We start from the raw sequence: 19,390 nt of genomic DNA, 5'->3' as shown, positions 1-19,390 counted from the left end.
TTGTAGTTTTTAGGAGTGCGATAGACTATGCGTATTTTACTTACCGGTGCATCAGGCATGGTGGGACGAAACTTGTTAGAGAATCCGGGTATTAGTATTTTTGAAATATTGGCTCCCACACGGGGGGAACTGAATTTACTTAATTACTCAGACGTGGAAAGATATTTTAAGAATAAGCAGCCTGACATGATCATCCATGCGGCAGGTCTTGTAGGGGGTATTCAGGCTAACATTAAGGAACCGGTACGCTTTTTGTTAGAGAATTTGGATATAGGTCGTAATGTCATATGGGCTGCTCGTCAAGCTGGTGTAAGAAAAGTTATAAATTTGGGTAGTTCATGTATGTATCCGAGAAATGGTACAAACCCTTTGGTAGAGTCAGATATTCTTCGAGGTGAATTGGAGCCTACAAATGAGGGGTATGCTTTAGCCAAAATTATTGCGAGTCGCTTATGTGAATATATTGGACGGGAAAATGCTGAGTATAATTATAAAACTTTAGTGCCGTGTAATTTGTATGGACGGTGGGATAAGTTTGATCCAGAACATTCTCATCTTATACCGGCTATTATTCATAAAATTTATCAGGCGAAAGTTACTTGCCATGATGAGGTGGTTATATGGGGGGATGGAACGGCAAGGCGTGAATTTATGTACGCCGGTGATTTTGCTGATTGTATTGTGAATGCCATTCGTAATTATGATAGTATGCCTACTATCATAAATATTGGTTTGGGACATGACTATGCTGTCAATGAATACTATGAAGCGGTTGCAGAGGTAAGCGGTTATAAAGGGAATTTTGTACATGATCTATCAAAGCCAGTAGGGATGGATCGCAAAATGGTAAATATCTCGCGTCAAAAAAAGTGGGGCTGGAAGAGTAGTGTCGATTTGTATGAGGGGTTGACCAAAACATATGAATTTTATCTTCAGCATTATTGTACTAAATAGGGATCAAAGTAGTATTTGATGCATAAGTTTTTAGGGAAGGAATGAACTTATGAATAAGAAAATTGGTGTCGGGCATGCATTTGTCGGAGAATTAGAAAAAAAATATGTGAATATGGCATTGGACGAGGGACGCCTTTCTCAAGGCGAATTTGTATATAGATTCGAGAAAGAGTTTACCCGTTTGCATGGGCAAAAGTACGGAATTGCCTGTAATAGTGGTACATCGGCTTTACATGTGGCATTAGAGGCTTTGAAGGAAACATGTGGTTGGACAGATGGCGCGGAGGTACTGGTTCCAGCCATTACTTTTATTGCAACTTCTAATGCATGTATTCATTCAAGGTTAAAACCTGTATTTATTGAAGTTGATCCAGTATCGTATAATATCGATCCAAAGCGAATTGAAGAAAAGATAACTGAGCGAACTGTTGCGATTATTCCAGTTCATACTTTTGGACAACCATGCGAAATGGATGAGATTATTGCTATTAGTCGGAAGCATGGCTTAAAGATTATTGAAGATTGCGCAGAAGCTCATTTCGCCACTTATAAGGGAAACCCTGTTGGTAGCTTTGGCGACATTGCCGGATTTAGCACGTATGTTGCTCACACTATTACCACAGGTGTTGGAGGAGTAATAACTACGAATGATCGAAACCTAATGGAGATTAGTCGATCCTTAATAGCCCACGGTAGAGCATGTACTTGTGAACAGTGTGTAGCTTCTGTTCCTGATCGGGTTTGCCAGTTACGCTTAAATGGGGATATGGATAAACGGTTCATGATGGTTCGCATGGGATATAGTTACCGAATTGGTGAATTGGAAGGTGCTCTTGGGCTGGCTCAATTGGAGAATAGAAATATGATTATGAAGCGTCGCAAAGAAAATGCCGCATATTTAACGAATGGCTTGCAGGCATGTCGCGAATATTTGCAATTGCCTATATATCCGGACTATATTGATCATTCTTTTATGATGTATCCTATTGTGGTTCGTAACGCGACTCTTTTTTCGCGAAATGAGATTACTCGCTTTTTGGAAGAAAACAATATTGAGAGTCGGCCAATGTTGCCGTTGTTGAACCAACCGATTTATATCAATTTGTTTGGAAACCTCGAAGATCAATATCCAGTTGCACGATGGATCAATCACAACGGTTTTTACGTTGGCTGTCATCACGGTTTAGATTGCGAAGCAATGGATTCTATAATTTATAGTGTAAAATCTTTTGTTGAAAATAAGGTCAAAATCAAAGGTTAACTTGTAAAAACGCCAGCACAGGTAACTTTGCTACGTAATCGTTATTGCGCCAGGAAAAGCCTGGTAGAGAGGGAAGGCATTCCTTGGAAACCTCTATTTGGAACCAAACCTAACAGGGAGGCAGTCACCCTGTCTGGTAAAGTCTGGTCAACAGCCGGAAGCGAGTCTTGCATGCTAAGAAAGTGATTTCTTACGTGAAGCGTAGACAGCGAGTGCAAAAGTTGTGTGATAGAGCCTCGAAAAACACTCGTTGAAGCCTTCGTTCTTGACGCAGCAGGGCAGTACAGAAATATTATAACAGACCTGGCATTTCTGTCCGACCGGGGTCTAAGAGCAGGGCAAATGCACAAGGGGTTCCCCAGGAACCTGGGAGAAACTGTTACGTCTATCTTCAATGCCCGAAGGGGGGACTACGGGTAATTAATTCTGGGCATCGCATGACCTGGCTCTCAGGTATGGGTAGAGCGAATAAATTGTCGGGGTATGAATCGTCAGAACCTACTCTAATAGAATTAGTTAACACACTGACATTTTAGAAGAAAAGCAAATATTTGAATAATTTGCAAACTATGTAGCAGAAGAAATGTAGGTTTCCTTGGAGCAACTACTTGGAAAATGCCGAATTCGAAAAGTTGTTGAAGCCAGAAACATTCTGATATACCGAGTGGTAGAGTCAGAAGTATGTACTAGAGCGGATCTTGCAAAAAAGCTGGGGCTTGACCCAGCTGCAATTACCCATGGTTATCAGCGGGTAAAGACAAGTATGGCCAAATAAATAAGTCAATTTCCGAAAAACGCAAGCCTGACCCCGTGACTGCTGACCCCGTGACTGCTGACCCCGTGACTAGCTTAGACAGTCTCACTTCGCTTTCTGCAGGCGGTACATAGCTTCGTCTTGTTCAATGGCCTTCCTGGCAAGAAACATGACATCAGCCTTGATAATATCCTGCTGCATTTCCATCTGCTCAAACCGGCTATCCAGTTTATCTGCTTTCTCATCAAGCTGATTAACCTTGCCTGTCAATTCGGCTAGGTTATGGCCTAAACAATGCAACTGAGCATTGACCTCCTCGTTATTGTGCCGAAGCGCTTTAGTAACCTGGATGTTCTCATCAAGCTTACCCTCAATTACTTCCAACCTAGCCAGAATCTGCTTTAAAGTTTCCTCCATCCCCATCCCACCTTTTTACTTATAATATCGCGCCATTTTGCTTCATTATAACACATAATAGAAAACCAGTCACATAAAAACCACCGGGGTGAGTGAGGGCAGGGATTGGGGGAGAAGGGGGTCAGCCTTGCGTTAATTGAAGAATTGACTTGTTTCAGAGTTTGCACATATAATATTCTTGTGGAGTATTATATACGTCAAGCTATTCGACTTTATGCGGAGATGATTCCGCAAGAACAAACATACAGTAGCCAAGAAAGAGAATGGTTTAAATAATAAGTTCTACCAGTGAGGCGCTCGAAGAATCAGCGGTTCCTTATCGCATTGATGCGGTTGATTTGGCGGAAACCTAAAAGCGTGATTCCGTGCTTGCCGTGAAATAGGATTGTTGAATGAAACAGAAGCTATGTTGGCATTGAAAATGGCTGATGGACATGGAACAACGTTTGGAAGTACAATAATGGGGGTGCGTGGGCGGTATGTTAGCTCCAAAACTCGATCAACGTTATACTTACGGCGAATATGTAACCTGGGATGATAATGAACGTTGGGAGCTTATTGCCGGGGTTGCCTACAATATGTCACCAGCACCGAGCCGGCGACATCAGGAAGTAGCTGGCGAGATTTTCAAACAATTTGCTGTTTATCTTACAGGCAAAAAGTGTAAGGTTTACTATGCACCTTTTGACGTCCGACTTCCGCAAGGCGATGAAGAAGATGAAGATATAATAGATGTTGTTCAACCTGATATTGTCGTTGTCTGCGACCAAAATAAGCTAGACAGTAAGGGCTGTTTAGGGGCCCCCGATTTAGTGGTTGAAGTAGTATCGCCATCTACAGGCAAGCGCGATATAAAGCAGAAGTTTATGCTTTATGAACGTTCTGGTGTTAAAGAATATTGGATTGTCTATCCGGAGGCGAATCATGTACTAATTTTTAAACTTGATGGCGGTAAATACGGAGTGCCGGAACGATATACGGCAGACGATACTATTGAAGTGAAGTTGTGGGATGATTTGGTTATTGACCTGAGTGTTGTATTTAATGAAGAAATATGATTCGTGATTCACTCGGGGTAGTGCTGACATTTCCTTTTCTAACATCGCGCACCTTCATTCCCGATTGGAAGAGGAAGGTCCTTTAAAAAATACTTTTCAAAGATATTTCTAATAAATATGGTGAAAAATCCTACTTTCTACTATAATATTTAGTAGAAAGTAGGATTTTTCACTTGTATGTATGGGAGATGAGCTCGTATAGGTGATTATCAGACAACAAGGTGAATGGTAAGTGCTAAAACTATTCTTTGACTGACTTATTCAAATAGATGATAACCCTCGCAATTTAATAGATTGCAATAAATACACGATACTATTTATATGAGATTTATTGTTATATCAAAGCCAAGGAGGGCTATATATGCGCATACCTTTAGTAGATTTAAATCAACAAACGCAGGCTATAAAAAATAGTTGCCTAGTTAAAATAAGTAGCCTATTGGACAGTACCTCCTTCATCATGGGACAAGATGTACTAGACTTAGAAACTAACTTTTGCAGTATGACTGGTGTGCCTCATGCTATCGCCTGCAACAGCGGCACAGACGCCTTGCTGCTTATCCTGGAGGCTCTTGGTGTTGGTTCTGGCGACGAGGTAATAACTACCCCGTTTACTTTTTTTGCAACAGCCGAGAGTATTTCCCGTGTGGGGGCAACTCCGGTTTTTGTTGATGTTGACCGGGGTACTTTCAATATGGATCCGCAAAAGCTAGCAGCCGCTATTACTCCCAGAACTAAGGCGATTCTTCCAGTTCACATTTTTGGACAGCCTGTTGATATGGAGCCTATAGTAGCGATTGCAAAAAAACATAATCTGAAGGTGATCGAAGATGCCTGCCAGGCCATCGGGGCCAGGTATACCTTTGCTGATGGAACTGTGAAGTCAGTGGGAGCTATTGGCGATGCAGCAGCATTTTCTTTTTATCCAACCAAGAATTTAGGTGCCTTTGGCGACGGTGGGATGATTACTACTAAGGATGACAATCTGGCTACTATTATTAGGGCTTTGCGCACCCATGGCAGCGGGTTAAACGGAAAAAAAGCGTATGAATTGGTAAGCGGTGAAGCTGTTGAGCTTGGCTTGGAGCATAGTGGGCAAGCAGATAGCACTGTCTATGACCCGACGAAGTATTATAACTTCCTTATCGGTATGAACAGCAGGCTGGATACGATGCAGGCGGCTATTCTGGGTGTGAAAATGAGCTATTTGCCGGCGTGGAATCAAGCGCGTCAAAGGCTGAGCCGGCGCTATCATGTTTTGCTGGCAGAAGCTGACCTTTTAGGTAAGTTATGTCCGCAGACGGTATTGCAAAATACGGAGTCTGTGTATCATTTATATGTAGTTACGTGTGAAGAGCGGGCTGCGCTTACCAGCTTTTTAAATAAAAAGGGTATTGCTACCGGGATTTATTATCCAGTGCCGCTCCATTTACAAAAGGTGTATCAGTTGGGTAAACATGATTTAGAATATCAGCCGGGGGATTTGCCGGTAAGTGAATGGTTGTGTCAGCGCACGATGGCTTTGCCGTTGTTTCCGGAAATGACGGAGGAGCAGCAGGAGTATATTATAGAGTCGATAAAAGAATTTTATGGCAAGGGGTAGTTTCTCAATGGATAAAGACTTTTTTGTACATGAATCAAGTTATATTGATGAGCCCTGCCGTATTGGCAAGGGGACAAAGATCTGGCATTTTACCCATATTATGTCCCAGTGCCGGATTGGCGAGAACTGCAATATTGGGCAAAATGTGGTTATTTCTCCTGAAGTTGTTCTGGGTAATAATGTAAAAATACAAAATAATGTTTCGCTATACACGGGGGTTAAGTGTGAAGATGATGTTTTTCTGGGGCCGTCGTGTGTGTTTACTAATGTAATTAATCCCCGCAGTCATGTCAGCCGTAAGAGTGAATATAAAGAGACTGTGATTAAACGCGGTGCGTCGATTGGTGCGAACGCGACTATTGTCTGTGGGCATAGCATTGGACAGTATGCCTTTATTGGTGCCGGGACGGTTGTGACCAAAGATGTGCCGGACTATGCGCTGATGGTGGGCAATCCTGCTCGGCAGCGTGGCTGGATGTGCCAGTGTGGGGAAAAGCTGAATTTCGTTAGTGGTCAGGCTCAGTGTGCCAGTTGCGGGCGGAATTATGATAAGCAACAAGATCAAGTGAAAGAAGTGTGACAATATGAAGCAAATGCTTTTGAAAAAAATAAAAAACCGGCAAGCCGTTTTGGGGGTTGTCGGCCTCGGTTATGTTGGTTTGCCGCTGGCGGTGGAAAAGGCTAAAGCCGGTTATATGACAATCGGCTTTGATGTTCAGGAACAAAAGGTTACCATGGTTAATGCCGGTGAAAACTATATCGGTGATATTGTACCTGAGGATTTAACGAACATGGTGAATACTGGCAGGCTTAAGGCGACGGTTGATTATTCGTTTATTAAAGAGGTAGATTGTGTAGCAATATGCGTACCGACGCCGCTCGATTTGTACCAACAGCCAGATGTTTCTTATGTCGTGAATTCAGCAAAGGAAATTGCTAAATATTTGCATTCCGGGATGCTCATTGTTTTAGAAAGTACGACTTATCCAGGGACAACGGAAGAGGTGCTTAAGCCTATTCTTGAGGCAGGCGGCATGAAAGCAGGGAAAGATTTTTATCTCGCTTTTTCTCCGGAACGGGTTGATCCGGGAAATAAGTTTTATAATACCAAAAATACCCCCAAGGTGGTTGGCGGGATTACGTCTGACTGCTCCGAAGTGGCGGCTGCTCTGTATGAGCACATTCTTGAGGGTGCAGTACATCAGGTCTCTAGCCCGGCTGTGGCTGAGATGGAGAAGATTCTGGAGAATACTTTCCGGAATATTAATATCGGTTTAGCCAATGAGATGGCTATTTTGTGCAACAAGATGGGAATTGATGTGTGGGAAGTTATTGACGCTGCTAAGACTAAGCCTTATGGCTTTATGGCTTTTTATCCCGGACCTGGTGTTGGCGGACACTGTATTCCCATTGACCCCTTCTATCTGACTTGGAAGGCGCGGGAATACAATTATCATACCCGTCTGATTGAGACGGCTGGCGAGATTAATAACTATATGCCGGAATTTGTGCTGGAACGTAGTATGAAGCTGTTGAACCGGTTTGGTAAAGCCCTGCAGGGGGCTAAGGTTTTGTTGTTAGGTGTGGCTTACAAGCAGGATATTGATGATGTGCGGCAATCTCCTGCCTTGGATGTCATTACGCAATTAGAGAAGTATGGCGCTGATTTGGTGTATCATGATCCATTCGTGCCGCAGTTTTCTTATAAAGGGAAAGAATATGCATCTGTTGAGTTAACAGAACAAGCCCTGGTTATGGCTGATTTAGTTATTTTATCAACTATGCATAGTGGTTTTGATTATGCATGGATTGCGCAGCATGCCAAAATGATTTTTGACACTAAGAATGCATTTAAAGAAATTGCACTGCGCGATAATATTGAAAGGCTTTAGGGGGCAATACCATGAATTTGAGCTATGCTTTAATTGGCTGCGGGAGAATTTCACCAAATCATATTGCCGCCGCTATCGATAATGATCTTGATATTATCGCTTTGTGTGACTTAGAATCTAATAATATGGAAGATAAAATACTGAAATTTAATCTTTCTGAAATGACTCATAAATACATTGATTACAAAGATATGCTTGCCAAGGAAAGACCTAATATAGTTGCCATTTGCACTGAGAGTGGTAAGCATGGCCAGATTGCTTTGGATTGTATTGAGGCAGGATGCAACCTTATTATAGAGAAGCCTATAACCCTTTCGCTTGAAGAAGCTGATGAAATAATTGCCAAGGCTAAGGATAAAGGTGTGAAGGTCTGTGCCTGTCACCAAAACCGTTTCAATAAGTCAATTCAGAAAATCCGGGAAGCTGTGGATAAAAAGCGTTTTGGAAGATTGTTTTATGGTACAGCACATGTACGTTGGAACCGTGGTTATGAATACTATGCGCGTGCTAAATGGCGGGGAACCTGGGAGCAAGATGGCGGTGCTTTGATGAATCAATGTATTCACAACATTGACCTTCTTAGGTGGATGATGGGTGACGAGATAATAGAAGTTGTTGGTATGACAGACAAGCTTAATCATAATTATATTGATGCTGAAGATTTAGGGATTGCTTTAATAAGATTTGAGAATGGAAGCTATGGTATTGTTGAAGGAACAACCAATGTGTATCCTCACAATCTTGAGGAAACCCTATATATTTTTGGTGAAAAAGGCACAGTTAAAGCTGGCGGGGAATCTGTAAATATAATTGAAAACTGGCAGTTTTCAGATTTGCTGGATGATCCTGAGGAAGTGAAGGTGAAATATCACGAAAAGCCTCCTAATGTATATGGATTTGGGCATAAACCTCTGTATGCTGATGTTATTGAGGCTATCAAAAATGATCGACAGCCTTATGTTACAGCCGAAGACGGCAGAAGAGCGTTAGAACTTGTTCTTGCTATCTATAAATCAGCTGCGGAAGGGGTAAGTGTTAAATTACCAATGGAAAAATGCAGCACAATAGATTTTAAAGGAAGGTTTGATGAACGAGTTGGCTTGTAAACGAGAGTAGTTGTGCAGAAGAGAATAGGGGTGCAGAGGGGTTCCTCTGAGTTGAATGGGGTCAGGCTTGCGTTATTAGAACTGACGCGCAACAACAAAGCAAAAGCGTTATGAGACAATAGTGTGGGATACTGTAAATTATATGCATATGTATTGATGGACAACCATGTTCACCTTCTGATTGCGGTTGCCGACCAGCCGTTGTCTAAATTTATGCAAGGCGTACAGCAGTGTTATATACACAGTACTATAATCATAAGTATTCTCATGTTGGACATGTTTTTCAGCAGCGTTATAATGCTGAAATTTGTGTTGATGACAGCTATCTTTTATCTGCAGTGAGATATATTCATAATAATCCAATAAAGGCAAAAATTGTTGATAGGGTTGATTATCCTTGGAGTAGTCACAAATATTACTTGAAGGCTGATTGTTCATTTGTTGATTCTTCGTTTATATTAGGAATTTTTTCGAATAACAAGACAACAGCTATTGAGCGGTATTTGTCCTTTATAAAAGATTTAGAAGTATTTCCGGTCATGTTGGCTGGGGCAGACATATTCACCAGGAATTCTAATTGTGTGGCGGCAGATCATTACAATATCTCCATAGATGAACTACTTGAGCAGAGCGCTAAAGAGGCTGGGATTGATATTGAAGATATTTTGGGTGGCAGTAAAGTCAGGGCAGTTGTAATGGCCAGAAGGCGGTTCATTTATCTGGCACTAAAGAGTGGGGTTGGTTACCGGTGCTGAATTAGCTCGGCGACTAAATGTTAGTCAGTCCCAAATTACACGCGCGTATCATATCTGGTCAGGTATTGGTGAATAAAGTCAGGCCTTGCGATTTGCAGATGGAGCTCATCTACGTTATGTAAGTCGTTTATTATTAAAAACTTATCTTTAGACCCACAAAGTCGTATTTTTCCATATATAGGATATTATGAGCTGTTTTTTTATGCCATGTTACTCCCGATTTTCCTTATTAAATTGCTAACAAGGCAGACATATCCCTTGGTCTAGTTTTGCCGTTATTGAAGCAGACTCCTGCACCCCTTTGCTTGGGTGAAAATAGTCTGATATAATTGTAAGATAGGATTGATTGGGAGTGAGAGCAATGGGCAGTACAGCTATTAGGGACGACAAGGTTTATACATATGCTGATTACCTATCTTGGCCCGAGGATGAGCATTGGGAGATTATTGACGGCGTTGCCTACGCTCAGGCACAGCCGTCAACAGATCATCAGAGAATTTTAGGTAACTTATATCTTGAGTTTGGTAATTATCTTAGAGGCAAACCTTGTGAGGCATTTGTAGCACCATTTGGAGTAACCTTTAAAGATGTTAAGGACGATCAGAATACAACGGTTGTTGAGCCTGATTTAACGGTTATATGCGAAAAGACTAAGATTACTAAAAGAGGCTGTAGCGGCGCTCCAGATTTAATAATAGAAATCCTATCACCTTCAACAGCCAGTCATGATGTTATTCGGAAACGCAAACTCTATGAGACTAACGGCATTTTAGAGTACTGGATTGTTGATCCGTCAAATCAGATAATAACTAGGCTCTATTTGAATGAAGAGCTTTCTGAGTACAGTAAACCTGATTACTATAGCAAGGAACGGATGAACATAATTACACCAAGCATATTCCCTGAATTACAGATTGATCTTAATAACATATTTCCAGAGTTAATAGAGGAGTAGATGTTTTGTATATGTTTTTGATATAATTAGGTAGCAAGATATATCACGGAGGTGGCCGATGGTGCTGTCAGTGAAAAAGAGTGATATTATATATAGTTATGCTGATTATCTAGAATGGGATGATAGCGAACGGTGGGAAATAATTAATGGTGTGGCTTATAATATGTCACCTGAGCCAAACCGAAAGCATCAGAAAGTATCGCAAGCTTTATCACGTGAGATTGGTATTTATTTAAAGGGGAAACCCTGTGAAATCTATTCTGCACCCTTTGATGTTCGTCTGTCCTTGGGGTCGGCTGAAGATGATAACAGGATAATTAATGTAGTACAGCCAGATATTGTCGTGGTATGTGATAAGTCAAAGCTGGATGATCGTGGCTGTAGTGGCGTGCCAGATTTAGTTATTGAGATATTGTCACCTAGTACAGCGAAAATGGATTTGGTCTATAAACTAAATTTATATGAACAAGCAGGTGTTAGAGAATATTGGGTGGCACATCCGACAGATCATACCATCATGGTTTTTAAATTAGCTGAGGACGGCAGGTATGGTAGGTATGAAATGTATGAACAGTCAGAGCAGTTGATGGTGGGGATATTGCCGGAACTAATACTAGATTTAAATGAAATCTTTGCGGAATAACAAACAGTTTTAAATTTAAAAATATAGCGCCTACCGGGTTGACCGGTGTAGGCGCTTCGCTTATCTATTTTGCCCGGTTTAAATGTCGCATAACTTCGTCATGCTCACTAGCCTTACGTAGCAGGAAGGATACATCGCCAGCCATTGAATACACATTGGCATCAATCCGGGTGGCTTTCCGTTCCAGGCTGTCCATTCTATCGGCAAGATTGTCCACTTTCTCATCGAATTGATTGACTTTTCCTTCAAGCTTGGCAAGAGTATGTCCTATTCCATGCACCTGGGCATCAAGTTCTTCAGTCCAGTGTTTCAAACCCTTGGTCATGTCCACATTTTCGTTGAGTGTAATTGCCATACTGTCTAGTTTTTCCTCAAGCTTATCCATCCTGGTACACAGTTGCTCATGACCTTTGAATAGTTGCTCTTGGCCTTTGAATAGTTGCTCTTGGCCTTTGAATAGTTGCTCTTGGCCTTTGAATAGTTGCTCTTGGCCTTTAGACAGTTCCTTCTGTCCGTCAAGAATTTGTTGGAGAATTTTTTCCATTGCCGCACCACCTCTTTCATACCAGATTGTGCTATGTTGATTTATTATATCATACCACTTTCGTGTAGTCACTAAAAAGCCATAAGGAGGCCGGTTGCATTATTTACATTGTAGAAACAGGAATATTTAACCAATTTCACAACTATCTGAAAAATATGTGCTTGCTTTTTTCGCTGGGCAATCCTATAATTTAATATAAGAACCAATTTGCTTAGGTCTGTGGTTGAAAGTCGATGCCAGTCGCAGGCGAAACGACCCACGTAAGAAGCCCAAAGTGGCTTTGAGCATGGTGCGGCTTAGAGGTAAGTCCTGCCGGTCTTGAAAATAGATACATATATTGATCGAGAGAAGCAGTAGTGAGGAGATTGAATTCTTAGTAGCGACCCTTCCAGCAGGCGAGTGTGGGGTCAAAGACCAGGTCGGCTAAGCAGTGGTTTTTAATTTCTTAAGGTGAGGGGATTTCGTTAATGGCTTTTCAGGACAAAACTCTTAAGTGCAAGGACTGTGAAAAAGAATTTATTTTTACAGCAGGGGAACAGGAGTTTTATGCGGAAAAAGGTTTTGAAAATGAACCTGCTCGTTGCCGTGAATGTCGGGGTAATAGGAGACGTAGTCGTGATGGCGGTGAAGCTCAGACAGCCCCCAGGGAAATGCATGAGGCAATATGTGCCGAGTGTGGTGTAGTTACTCAAGTCCCATTTAAACCTCGCAATGATCGTCCTATTTATTGCCGTGACTGCTTTATCGCCAGGAAAGAGCAATAGTATATACAATAATTGTGACAAACCTGCCCGGGATAATTGTATCTCGGGTTTTCGCTTGTTTTCATAAAATATAGGTGTACTTTCCATGTATACATTATATAGCCTAATTCATGTATACATGGTATACCACTTGTCTAATTTAGCACATACCCGTATAATTATTTACGAAGAACTTTGTACCAATTAGGGGGGGGTATATGGGTGTCTAAAAAACTGATTGCGTTATCGATGGCTGCTTTGTTTGTATTGGTATTTGGGTTGGCAGGCTGTGGTGGTCAACAGTCAGCAAAAACTGCTGATCAGGGTAAGGTACTTAGGGTTGGTTCTGAAACTACGTTTGCACCGTTTGAATTCCAGGATGAGAAGACCAAAGACTATATTGGCTTTGATATGGATTTGATCAAAGCTGTCGGCAAGCAGATGGGAATGGAAGTTCAAGTGCAGAGCATGGGCTTTGATGGTCTGATTCCGGCGTTGGAAGCCGGCAATATTGATGTGGCGATCTCCGGTATGACCATTACCGACGAACGGGCGAAAAAGGTTAACTTTTCCAAGCCGTATTATAAGTCTGGTTTGTCTATGGTTGTCAAAGCCGATAACAACACATTAAAGTCTTTTAAAGATCTTGAAGGCAAACGGATTGCTGTACAAATCGGGACTACTGGCGCCAGCGAAGCTAAAAAGATTAAAGACGTAAAAGTCCGGGAGTTTAACAACGCACCGGAGGCGTTTATTGAGCTTAGCAGCGGCGGTGTTGATGCCGTTGTTAATGATTTGCCGGTTAACGAATATTATATTGCTCAGGCTGGCGGTAAAGATGCCAAGATTGTAGGCGAACCGCTTAACTCTGAGGAGTATGGAATTGCTGTTGCCAAGAAAAACACCGAGTTGACTGATAGAATCAACAAAGCCATGGACGAACTTAAGAAAAATGGCGAGTATGAAAAGATTTATGTCAAGTGGTTTGGCAAGAAGCCTCCACAGTAAGAGTTGACAGTAATGGCGCGGAAATCGCGCCGCTTTTTTTTCCCTATATTTATTGACACCTATTGTTTGTCCGCATATAATTGACATGTGATTTTATTCTGCCTTATATAATTCTTAGCAAGGGTGAGAAATTTGAATTTTGATTTTGAGTTAATCTTGCAGTCGTTTCCATTGCTCCTTCTGGGCGCCGGCGTTACGGTACAAATTACGGTGCTTAGTGTTGGTTTTGGTCTTTTAATCGGTATGTTTGTAGGCATTGCGCGACTGTCAACGCTATGGCCGGTTAAGGTGTTAGCGGCCATATATGTAGACTTTATTCGTGGTACACCACTTTTGGTGCAGATTTTTCTCATTTATTTTGCGTTGCCGATTATTGTTGGGCAGCGGATTGATCCATTTATTGCTGCAATTACTGCTTGCAGTATCAACAGTGGTGCTTATGTGGCCGAGATTTTTCGCGGGGGCATTCAGTCCATTGACAAAGGACAGATTGAGGCTGGACGCTCACTGGGAATGACTTGGGTGCAGACTATGCGGTACATAATTTTACCCCAAGCATTTAAACGCATTATTCCGCCGTTGGGTAATGAATTTATTGCCATGCTCAAGGATTCGTCTCTGGTGTCTGTAATCGGTTTTGAGGAGCTTACACGGCGCGGACAGCTGGTTATTGCCCGTACCTATGGCTCGTTTGAGATTTGGATTACAGTGGCCTTTATTTACCTTGTGATGACGTTGACAATATCCCGCTTTGTGGATTATCTTGAGCGGAGGTACAAGACTGATGATAAGCATTAAGAATGTTCATAAAAAATTTGGTAAATTACATGTATTAAAAGATGTTAGTCTCCATATTGCCGAACAAGAGGTGGTTGTTATCATTGGACCAAGCGGCTCTGGTAAGAGCACGCTGCTCCGGTGTATTAACTATCTTGAACAGCCTACCGAAGGCGAAATTATTGTGGATGGAATTCCTCTTACGAGTGATGCTAATATTAATAAAGTGCGGGAAGAAGTGGGGATGGTTTTTCAACGGTTTAATTTGTTTCCCCATATGACGGTGCTGCAAAATATTTCACTTGCGCCGGTTAAGGTTCGTAAAATGCCACAGGCGGAAGCAAAGGAGGTGGCCCTTAATTTGTTAAAAAAGGTAGGGTTATCAGATAAAGCTGATGTCTACCCGGAACAGTTATCTGGTGGTCAGCAACAGCGGGTGGCGATTGCCCGGGCGCTGGCTATGAAACCTAGAGTAATGCTTTTTGATGAGCCAACATCGGCGCTTGACCCGGAGATGATTACAGAGGTACTTGATGTTATGAAGACCTTGGCTAATGAGGGAATGACGATGGTTGTGGTTACTCATGAAATGGGTTTTGCCCGCGAAGTAGGTGACCGGGTTATTTTCATGGACGAAGGCCGGATTGTTGAAGAAGGTTTGCCAGATGACGTATTTTTGCATGCCAAGGAAGAACGTACCAAAGCTTTTCTTTCGAAGATTTTATAAATTGACAGTAATGACAATTTATGCTATACTTCTTCTTGTGGCTGCTAAAAGGCAGTCTGTAGTTCAATCTTAGGAGGAGTTTCACATGATTGGTAAAGTTAAATGGTTTAGTGCAGAAAAAGGTTATGGTTTCATTGAGAGAGAAGATGGCGGCGATGTGTTCGTACATTTCTCGGCTATTCAAGACGAAGGCTTTAAGACTTTAAACGAAGGTCAACAAGTTGAATTTGAAATCGTTGAGGGTGCTCGTGGACCACAAGCCAGCAACGTATATAAGGCTAACTAGGATACATCTATATAAATACCCGGCGATTAGTGATCGCCGGGTTTTGATTTAGCCATATAGAAAGGTTAACTTTCACTTGATTGAACGGCTAAGGCTTCTGCCAGCGTTCTAACGGACTTGGCCCAAGCCAAGTCTTTTTTTTACATAAAGAAAGTATAAGTTTTTTGAACCGCAGAGACGCAGAGGGAATGTCTCGATATTCATCTCCCCTCTGTGCTCTCTGTGTACTCTGCGCTTAGAGCCGTATTCTCAAGGGCGCGATCGCGCTTTTTTAATATGTTAAAAATTAAGAAAAGAAAATAAATTGAATTTTTAAACAGGAATTTTTGATTTGATAGGGAATATTAACACTATAGGAACCAGGAAAGGGGATGGGTAATATGGCAATTATAGTACGAGGAAAAAACATTGATATTACACCAGCACTGAAAGATTATGTCACCAAGCGTGTTGGCAAAATCACGAAGTATTTTGATGGTGCAAGCATGGGTGAAATTACTGCAATCCTCACCGTAAACAAGGGTCGTCATATTGTTGAGGTTACCGTGCCTATCAATGGAATTCTTCTTCGGGGTGAAGAAGAGACGCCTGATATGTATACTTCTATTGACTTGGTTATTGAGAAATTAGAAAAGCAAATTGAAAAATATAAGACAAAACTGTCCCGTAAGCTAAAAGGCGGGAGCTTTAAAACAGATTTAATCCCTGCAGCTCCTCTGGCTACTGCTAGTGAAGATGAGTTTGACATTGTAAAAACCAAGCGATTTGCCATTAAGCCGATGGTTGTTGATGAGGCTGTTATGCAAATGAATCTTATTAATCATGACTTTTATGTTTTCGCTAATGCTGATACGGAAGAAGTTAATGTGGTGTACCGCCGTAGAGATGGTCGATATGGATTAATTGAACCGGAATTTTAGATAGGACAAAGAAATAGCTGGAAGATATCTTCCAGCTATTTCTGATAGTGTTGTTTTTGATGATTAGCGGGGTGTTCGCAGCTCGGAACGGCGTTTCATAATTATTTCAGCCAAGGAGGCTGATTCCAACTCTTGCGCTTTTTGAGCAAATTCTTGTCTGCTAAAGAGCCCTTTATCAATGAGAAGATCTATCAATACGGCAATGGCTAATGTATTTTTGGAGTCAACAGCTTTAAGGTCGGCAAGCTGACCGACTATGTCGAGGATATCCATGACATTATGCTTCACAATGCTACCTCCCAAGGTAAAACCTTTGGTAATAGTATGCATAAATTGGTAGATTTTTAAACGGGTTTTACAGAAAAAAGTTGATAGTGAAATAAATAACTTAATCAGATTATTCCAATATTATTGACAAGTCATACAATATAATTTACAGTTAATTCGTGGCATTATTTAATTCGAGGATATTTTAGGTTTCAAATGTTCCAATTTTCACAATAGTGGTTGCTGCACAGTGGCATGCTATCTAACTAATTTTCATGGGTGAGGAGGTTTTGTCTTGAAAGGTTTTCAATCACAGGAGGTAACCCGTATTATTGAGATTGACAGCAAGACATGCAAGGGCTGCGATTCGTGTAAGGCATTTTGTCCAACAGATGCGATTGAGGGCAAGTATGGTGCCGTTCACAAGATCAACAGCGAGAAATGTATTTCTTGTGGTCAATGCCTCATTAACTGTCCATTTGGGGCTCCCAAAGACACAGTTGACGTAGTGGATCAGGTTATTGACAAGCTTAAGAACAAGAAACTGACAGTTGTTGCTACAATTGCTCCGGCAGTTCGCGTTGCTATTGGTGAGGAGTTCGGAATGGAACCCGGTAGCCTGATAACAGAAAAAATGTATGGAGCAATGAAACAGGCTGGGTTTAAAGTTCTTGACACTGTCTTTACTGCCGATCAGACCATTATGGAAGAAGGCATGGAGCTTATTGCCAAGATTCGTCACTACGCGTTAGGAGAGCCGACAGAGCATCATTTAGGACCTTTGCCACAGTTTACTTCGTGTTGCCCGGCTTGGGTTCGGTATGCAGAACTGTACTATCCTGAAGTTTTACCCAACATGTCTTCGGCCAAGTCGCCGATGATGATGGCTGGCGCACTGGGGAAAACCTATGGTGCCAAAGAAGTCTGGAAGGTTAACCCGGAAGATATATTCATGGTAGGCGTTATGCCTTGTACTGCCAAAAAATTTGAGGCTTCCCGTCCTGAATTCAAAAGTGCTTCCGAGTACTGGAAAACACAAGGTAGATCAGGAAGCTATCCTGATATTGATGTAGTGTTAACTACAAGGGATTTAGCCCGTCTGTTTAAGAAATTGAATATTGACATTAGGACTGTCGCTGAGTTTACTGATAAGGATAATCCTTTAGTTCAATATAGTGGCGCAGGTACTATATTTGCCAATACCGGCGGTGTAATGGAAGCCGCTTTACGGACAGCTTATTTTGTAATCACCGGCAAGGAACTGGATGTGCTTGAATTCAAACCTGTTCGCGGCCTAAAAGGCGTGAAGGAAGCCAGTGTTACGATGGTAGATGCTAAAACAGGTAAAGAAGTTACGCTGAAAGTAGCTGTAGCCCACGGCACCAAGGAAAACGTGAAACCGCTTCTGGAAGAAGTTAAAGCCGGTAAATCACCCTATCACTTCATCGAAATTATGAATTGTCCGGCCGGCTGTGTCAACGGTGGCGGTCAGCCAATCAACCCAATGGGTACTTCCTGGCTGGATAAAGCCAAGGCCGTACTACCTTGGTCATAAGGAGGGAACACAATGGCGCATTATGATTATGTAGAAAAGGCCGTAAAGGTCTCGCGACGTGAATTCATAGGAATCGTAGGTGTAGCCGGTGCAATCTTGTGGACCGGGGCCTATGTTGCTACCGATTTGGTACAAGACCGCACAAAATACATCAAGCTGCGGGCACAAGGCATTTATAATGATGATGTAAAAGCAAAAGTCCGTCAAAGCCATAACAATCAGGCAGTTACTGATGTGTACAAAAAATTTGCTCAGAATCCGCTCAGTAATTTGGCCGAAGAACTGTTTCATACTAAGTATGTAGACAGAACGAAATTAGTGTAGGAGGGATAATTGATGAGCCAGCATGATGAACACGGACCGCGGGTACTCAAGCACCCTCTTATCTCGCGGCTATTTCACTGGGGATTAATTTTAGGTTTTTTACCAGCAGCTCTTACTGGATTTTTTATTTGGCTTAAACCGTTTGGTGAGAATCTGCAAAACGTGATTATGCAAATCCATATTGTAGGCGCATGTATTCTTACGTTATCTTGTATTTTTTATACCATCTTTGCGTTGGACAGAATTGTGGCCTTTACCCGCCGGATATTCTCCTTTGATGAGCGGGATCTGGCCTGGATGAAAGTTTGTGGTGGCTATCCGCAGAAAATGTTATTAGGCAAAACTATTCCAGTACCGCCAATGGGTAAAATGAACTCTGGTCAAAAACAAATGGGGATTATGATGCTGATTGGTGGCATTCTGCTGATTGTTACCGGTTGGGCGTTATACGCCTTCCTGCCGGTGGCTCCTAAGGCAGCCATGTATTGGTTTGATATGGTGCATTTGGTGGTTGGTATCGTCCTGGGAGTGAGCGTATTTGCACATATCTTCCTTGGAATCTACAATTGGGGCGAATTTTTGTGCATGTTTGGTGATGGTACTCAGCCGCTCCATGAGGCCGAGCATCATAACCCGGTATGGGTTGAGAATGAAATTGAGCCAGTCAAGGGTAGTAAAATTACTACTCCCGGTCAGCAACAGCCAGGCTAAGACTGACTGGTACCCAAGATAAAATGTAAAAGCGAGATTGCTTCGCGAGAAGTGCAAGGACGAGGGAAACGGCAAGTCTGCCCCCACGGTCATTATGAGCACTGGCGTTGCAATCTCGCTTTTGTTTTTC

The 19,390-nt window shown here is 42.0% G+C and carries 22 protein-coding genes; 19 read left to right on the top strand and 3 right to left on the bottom strand.

The annotated features are described in order from the left end of the window. Positions 1 to 27: 27 nt before the first annotated feature. Together AC1ECB_RS16670 and AC1ECB_RS16665 are read left to right on the top strand one after the other, a co-directional pair. The gene (locus tag AC1ECB_RS16670) at positions 28 to 954 is read left to right on the top strand and encodes a GDP-L-fucose synthase family protein (RefSeq protein WP_485664824.1); all 927 of its coding nucleotides are present in this window, start codon (positions 28 to 30) and stop codon (positions 952 to 954) included. A gap of 49 nt (positions 955 to 1,003) precedes the next feature. Then, positions 1,004 to 2,215 carry a DegT/DnrJ/EryC1/StrS family aminotransferase gene (locus AC1ECB_RS16665; RefSeq protein WP_485664823.1) on the top strand — a complete coding sequence of 404 codons (1,212 nt, stop codon included), beginning with the start codon at positions 1,004 to 1,006 and terminating at the stop codon, positions 2,213 to 2,215. Positions 2,216 to 3,074: 859 nt separating this feature from the next. Here the strand turns inward: AC1ECB_RS16665 and AC1ECB_RS16660 are convergent. Further along, positions 3,075 to 3,386 carry a hypothetical protein gene (locus AC1ECB_RS16660; RefSeq protein WP_485664822.1) on the bottom strand — a complete coding sequence of 104 codons (312 nt, stop codon included), beginning with the start codon at positions 3,384 to 3,386 and terminating at the stop codon, positions 3,075 to 3,077. Positions 3,387 to 3,865: 479 nt separating this feature from the next. Here AC1ECB_RS16660 and AC1ECB_RS16655 point away from each other — a divergent pair, with 479 nt between their 5' ends. From AC1ECB_RS16655 to AC1ECB_RS16620, 8 genes are all read left to right on the top strand, one after another. Beyond that, positions 3,866 to 4,444: a Uma2 family endonuclease gene (locus AC1ECB_RS16655; RefSeq protein WP_485664821.1), complete on the top strand. Its 579-nt coding sequence runs from the start codon at positions 3,866 to 3,868 to the stop codon at positions 4,442 to 4,444. A 361-nt stretch (positions 4,445 to 4,805) separates the two neighbouring features. Then, entirely contained in the window at positions 4,806 to 6,047 is a 1,242-nt protein-coding gene (locus AC1ECB_RS16650) for a DegT/DnrJ/EryC1/StrS family aminotransferase (RefSeq protein ID WP_485664820.1), read from the top strand. Positions 6,048 to 6,054: 7 nt separating this feature from the next. Then, positions 6,055 to 6,627 carry an acyltransferase gene (locus tag AC1ECB_RS16645; protein WP_485664819.1) on the top strand — a complete coding sequence of 191 codons (573 nt, stop codon included), beginning with the start codon at positions 6,055 to 6,057 and terminating at the stop codon, positions 6,625 to 6,627. 4 nt (positions 6,628 to 6,631) lie between these two features. Continuing rightward, positions 6,632 to 7,939 (top strand): nucleotide sugar dehydrogenase, encoded by a 1,308-nt coding sequence (locus AC1ECB_RS16640; protein ID WP_485664818.1) that lies wholly within the window; start codon positions 6,632 to 6,634, stop codon positions 7,937 to 7,939. Between the two features lie 11 nt (positions 7,940 to 7,950). Beyond that, positions 7,951 to 9,045 carry a Gfo/Idh/MocA family protein gene (locus AC1ECB_RS16635; RefSeq protein WP_485664817.1) on the top strand — a complete coding sequence of 365 codons (1,095 nt, stop codon included), beginning with the start codon at positions 7,951 to 7,953 and terminating at the stop codon, positions 9,043 to 9,045. 230 nt (positions 9,046 to 9,275) lie between these two features. Beyond that, a complete protein-coding gene (locus AC1ECB_RS16630) occupies positions 9,276 to 9,800 on the top strand; it encodes a hypothetical protein (RefSeq protein ID WP_485664816.1) in 525 nt (174 codons plus the stop codon). A 361-nt stretch (positions 9,801 to 10,161) separates the two neighbouring features. Next, the gene (locus AC1ECB_RS16625; RefSeq protein ID WP_485664815.1) at positions 10,162 to 10,755 is read left to right on the top strand and encodes a Uma2 family endonuclease; all 594 of its coding nucleotides are present in this window, start codon (positions 10,162 to 10,164) and stop codon (positions 10,753 to 10,755) included. 58 nt (positions 10,756 to 10,813) lie between these two features. Beyond that, positions 10,814 to 11,398, top strand: coding sequence for a Uma2 family endonuclease (locus AC1ECB_RS16620; RefSeq protein WP_485664814.1), 585 nt, complete (start codon positions 10,814 to 10,816; stop codon positions 11,396 to 11,398). Positions 11,399 to 11,462: 64 nt separating this feature from the next. Here the strand turns inward: AC1ECB_RS16620 and AC1ECB_RS16615 are convergent, their stop codons facing one another. After that, a complete protein-coding gene (locus AC1ECB_RS16615; protein ID WP_485664813.1) occupies positions 11,463 to 11,942 on the bottom strand; it encodes a hypothetical protein in 480 nt (159 codons plus the stop codon). Positions 11,943 to 12,409: 467 nt separating this feature from the next. Between AC1ECB_RS16615 and AC1ECB_RS16610 the strand changes: the two genes are divergently transcribed. The 6 genes from AC1ECB_RS16610 to hpf all read left to right on the top strand — a co-directional run bounded on the left by AC1ECB_RS16610 (position 12,410) and on the right by hpf (position 16,403). Then, positions 12,410 to 12,706, top strand: coding sequence for a zinc-ribbon domain containing protein (locus AC1ECB_RS16610; protein WP_485664812.1), 297 nt, complete (start codon positions 12,410 to 12,412; stop codon positions 12,704 to 12,706). A gap of 201 nt (positions 12,707 to 12,907) precedes the next feature. Further along, positions 12,908 to 13,693 carry a basic amino acid ABC transporter substrate-binding protein gene (locus AC1ECB_RS16605; protein WP_485664811.1) on the top strand — a complete coding sequence of 262 codons (786 nt, stop codon included), beginning with the start codon at positions 12,908 to 12,910 and terminating at the stop codon, positions 13,691 to 13,693. A 132-nt stretch (positions 13,694 to 13,825) separates the two neighbouring features. Beyond that, the gene (locus AC1ECB_RS16600; RefSeq protein WP_021169154.1) at positions 13,826 to 14,491 is read left to right on the top strand and encodes an amino acid ABC transporter permease; all 666 of its coding nucleotides are present in this window, start codon (positions 13,826 to 13,828) and stop codon (positions 14,489 to 14,491) included. Next, positions 14,478 to 15,197: an amino acid ABC transporter ATP-binding protein gene (locus tag AC1ECB_RS16595; RefSeq protein ID WP_485664810.1), complete on the top strand. Its 720-nt coding sequence runs from the start codon at positions 14,478 to 14,480 to the stop codon at positions 15,195 to 15,197. The genes AC1ECB_RS16600 and AC1ECB_RS16595 overlap by 14 nt, the downstream gene beginning before the upstream one ends. A gap of 85 nt (positions 15,198 to 15,282) precedes the next feature. Next, positions 15,283 to 15,483, top strand: coding sequence for a cold-shock protein (locus AC1ECB_RS16590; protein ID WP_021169152.1), 201 nt, complete (start codon positions 15,283 to 15,285; stop codon positions 15,481 to 15,483). 380 nt (positions 15,484 to 15,863) lie between these two features. After that, complete coding sequence (gene hpf / locus AC1ECB_RS16585) at positions 15,864 to 16,403, top strand: ribosome hibernation-promoting factor, HPF/YfiA family (RefSeq protein WP_485664809.1); 540 nt, start codon at positions 15,864 to 15,866, stop codon at positions 16,401 to 16,403. Positions 16,404 to 16,466: 63 nt separating this feature from the next. Here hpf and AC1ECB_RS16580 read toward each other — a convergent pair whose 3' ends face one another. Continuing rightward, entirely contained in the window at positions 16,467 to 16,691 is a 225-nt protein-coding gene (locus tag AC1ECB_RS16580; protein WP_485664808.1) for a hypothetical protein, read from the bottom strand. 274 nt (positions 16,692 to 16,965) lie between these two features. Between AC1ECB_RS16580 and AC1ECB_RS16575 the strand changes: the two genes are divergently transcribed. Genes AC1ECB_RS16575 through AC1ECB_RS16565 form a run of 3 tightly spaced genes read left to right on the top strand, consistent with a single transcriptional unit; the run spans position 16,966 to position 19,260 of the window. Further along, positions 16,966 to 18,225: a [FeFe] hydrogenase, group A gene (locus tag AC1ECB_RS16575; protein WP_485664807.1), complete on the top strand. Its 1,260-nt coding sequence runs from the start codon at positions 16,966 to 16,968 to the stop codon at positions 18,223 to 18,225. Between the two features lie 12 nt (positions 18,226 to 18,237). Continuing rightward, positions 18,238 to 18,549: an iron hydrogenase small subunit gene (locus AC1ECB_RS16570; RefSeq protein ID WP_021169148.1), complete on the top strand. Its 312-nt coding sequence runs from the start codon at positions 18,238 to 18,240 to the stop codon at positions 18,547 to 18,549. Positions 18,550 to 18,561: 12 nt separating this feature from the next. Further along, the gene (locus AC1ECB_RS16565) at positions 18,562 to 19,260 is read left to right on the top strand and encodes a cytochrome b/b6 domain-containing protein (RefSeq protein WP_485664806.1); all 699 of its coding nucleotides are present in this window, start codon (positions 18,562 to 18,564) and stop codon (positions 19,258 to 19,260) included. Positions 19,261 to 19,390 lie beyond the last annotated feature (130 nt).

It is taken from the genome of Sporomusa sp. 246TCP1 (assembly GCF_057319775.1).
This window is presented reverse-complemented; position numbering and strand designations above follow the sequence as displayed.

Bases quoted from the DNA above. Each gene is read 5' to 3' on its own strand.
- AC1ECB_RS16670 (WP_485664824.1), top strand. From the start codon at position 28: ATGCGTATTTTACTTACCGGTGCATCAGGCATGGTGGGACGAAACTTG.
- AC1ECB_RS16665 (WP_485664823.1), top strand. From the start codon at position 1,004: ATGAATAAGAAAATTGGTGTCGGGCATGCATTTGTCGGAGAATTAGAA.
- AC1ECB_RS16660 (WP_485664822.1), bottom strand. From the start codon at position 3,386: ATGGAGGAAACTTTAAAGCAGATTCTGGCTAGGTTGGAAGTAATTGAG.
- AC1ECB_RS16655 (WP_485664821.1), top strand. From the start codon at position 3,866: ATGTTAGCTCCAAAACTCGATCAACGTTATACTTACGGCGAATATGTA.
- AC1ECB_RS16650 (WP_485664820.1), top strand. From the start codon at position 4,806: ATGCGCATACCTTTAGTAGATTTAAATCAACAAACGCAGGCTATAAAA.
- AC1ECB_RS16645 (WP_485664819.1), top strand. From the start codon at position 6,055: ATGGATAAAGACTTTTTTGTACATGAATCAAGTTATATTGATGAGCCC.
- AC1ECB_RS16640 (WP_485664818.1), top strand. From the start codon at position 6,632: ATGAAGCAAATGCTTTTGAAAAAAATAAAAAACCGGCAAGCCGTTTTG.
- AC1ECB_RS16635 (WP_485664817.1), top strand. From the start codon at position 7,951: ATGAATTTGAGCTATGCTTTAATTGGCTGCGGGAGAATTTCACCAAAT.
- AC1ECB_RS16625 (WP_485664815.1), top strand. From the start codon at position 10,162: ATGGGCAGTACAGCTATTAGGGACGACAAGGTTTATACATATGCTGAT.
- AC1ECB_RS16620 (WP_485664814.1), top strand. From the start codon at position 10,814: ATGGTGCTGTCAGTGAAAAAGAGTGATATTATATATAGTTATGCTGAT.
- AC1ECB_RS16615 (WP_485664813.1), bottom strand. From the start codon at position 11,942: ATGGAAAAAATTCTCCAACAAATTCTTGACGGACAGAAGGAACTGTCT.
- AC1ECB_RS16610 (WP_485664812.1), top strand. From the start codon at position 12,410: ATGGCTTTTCAGGACAAAACTCTTAAGTGCAAGGACTGTGAAAAAGAA.
- AC1ECB_RS16595 (WP_485664810.1), top strand. From the start codon at position 14,478: ATGATAAGCATTAAGAATGTTCATAAAAAATTTGGTAAATTACATGTA.
- AC1ECB_RS16590 (WP_021169152.1), top strand. From the start codon at position 15,283: ATGATTGGTAAAGTTAAATGGTTTAGTGCAGAAAAAGGTTATGGTTTC.
- hpf (WP_485664809.1), top strand. From the start codon at position 15,864: ATGGCAATTATAGTACGAGGAAAAAACATTGATATTACACCAGCACTG.
- AC1ECB_RS16570 (WP_021169148.1), top strand. From the start codon at position 18,238: ATGGCGCATTATGATTATGTAGAAAAGGCCGTAAAGGTCTCGCGACGT.
- AC1ECB_RS16565 (WP_485664806.1), top strand. From the start codon at position 18,562: ATGAGCCAGCATGATGAACACGGACCGCGGGTACTCAAGCACCCTCTT.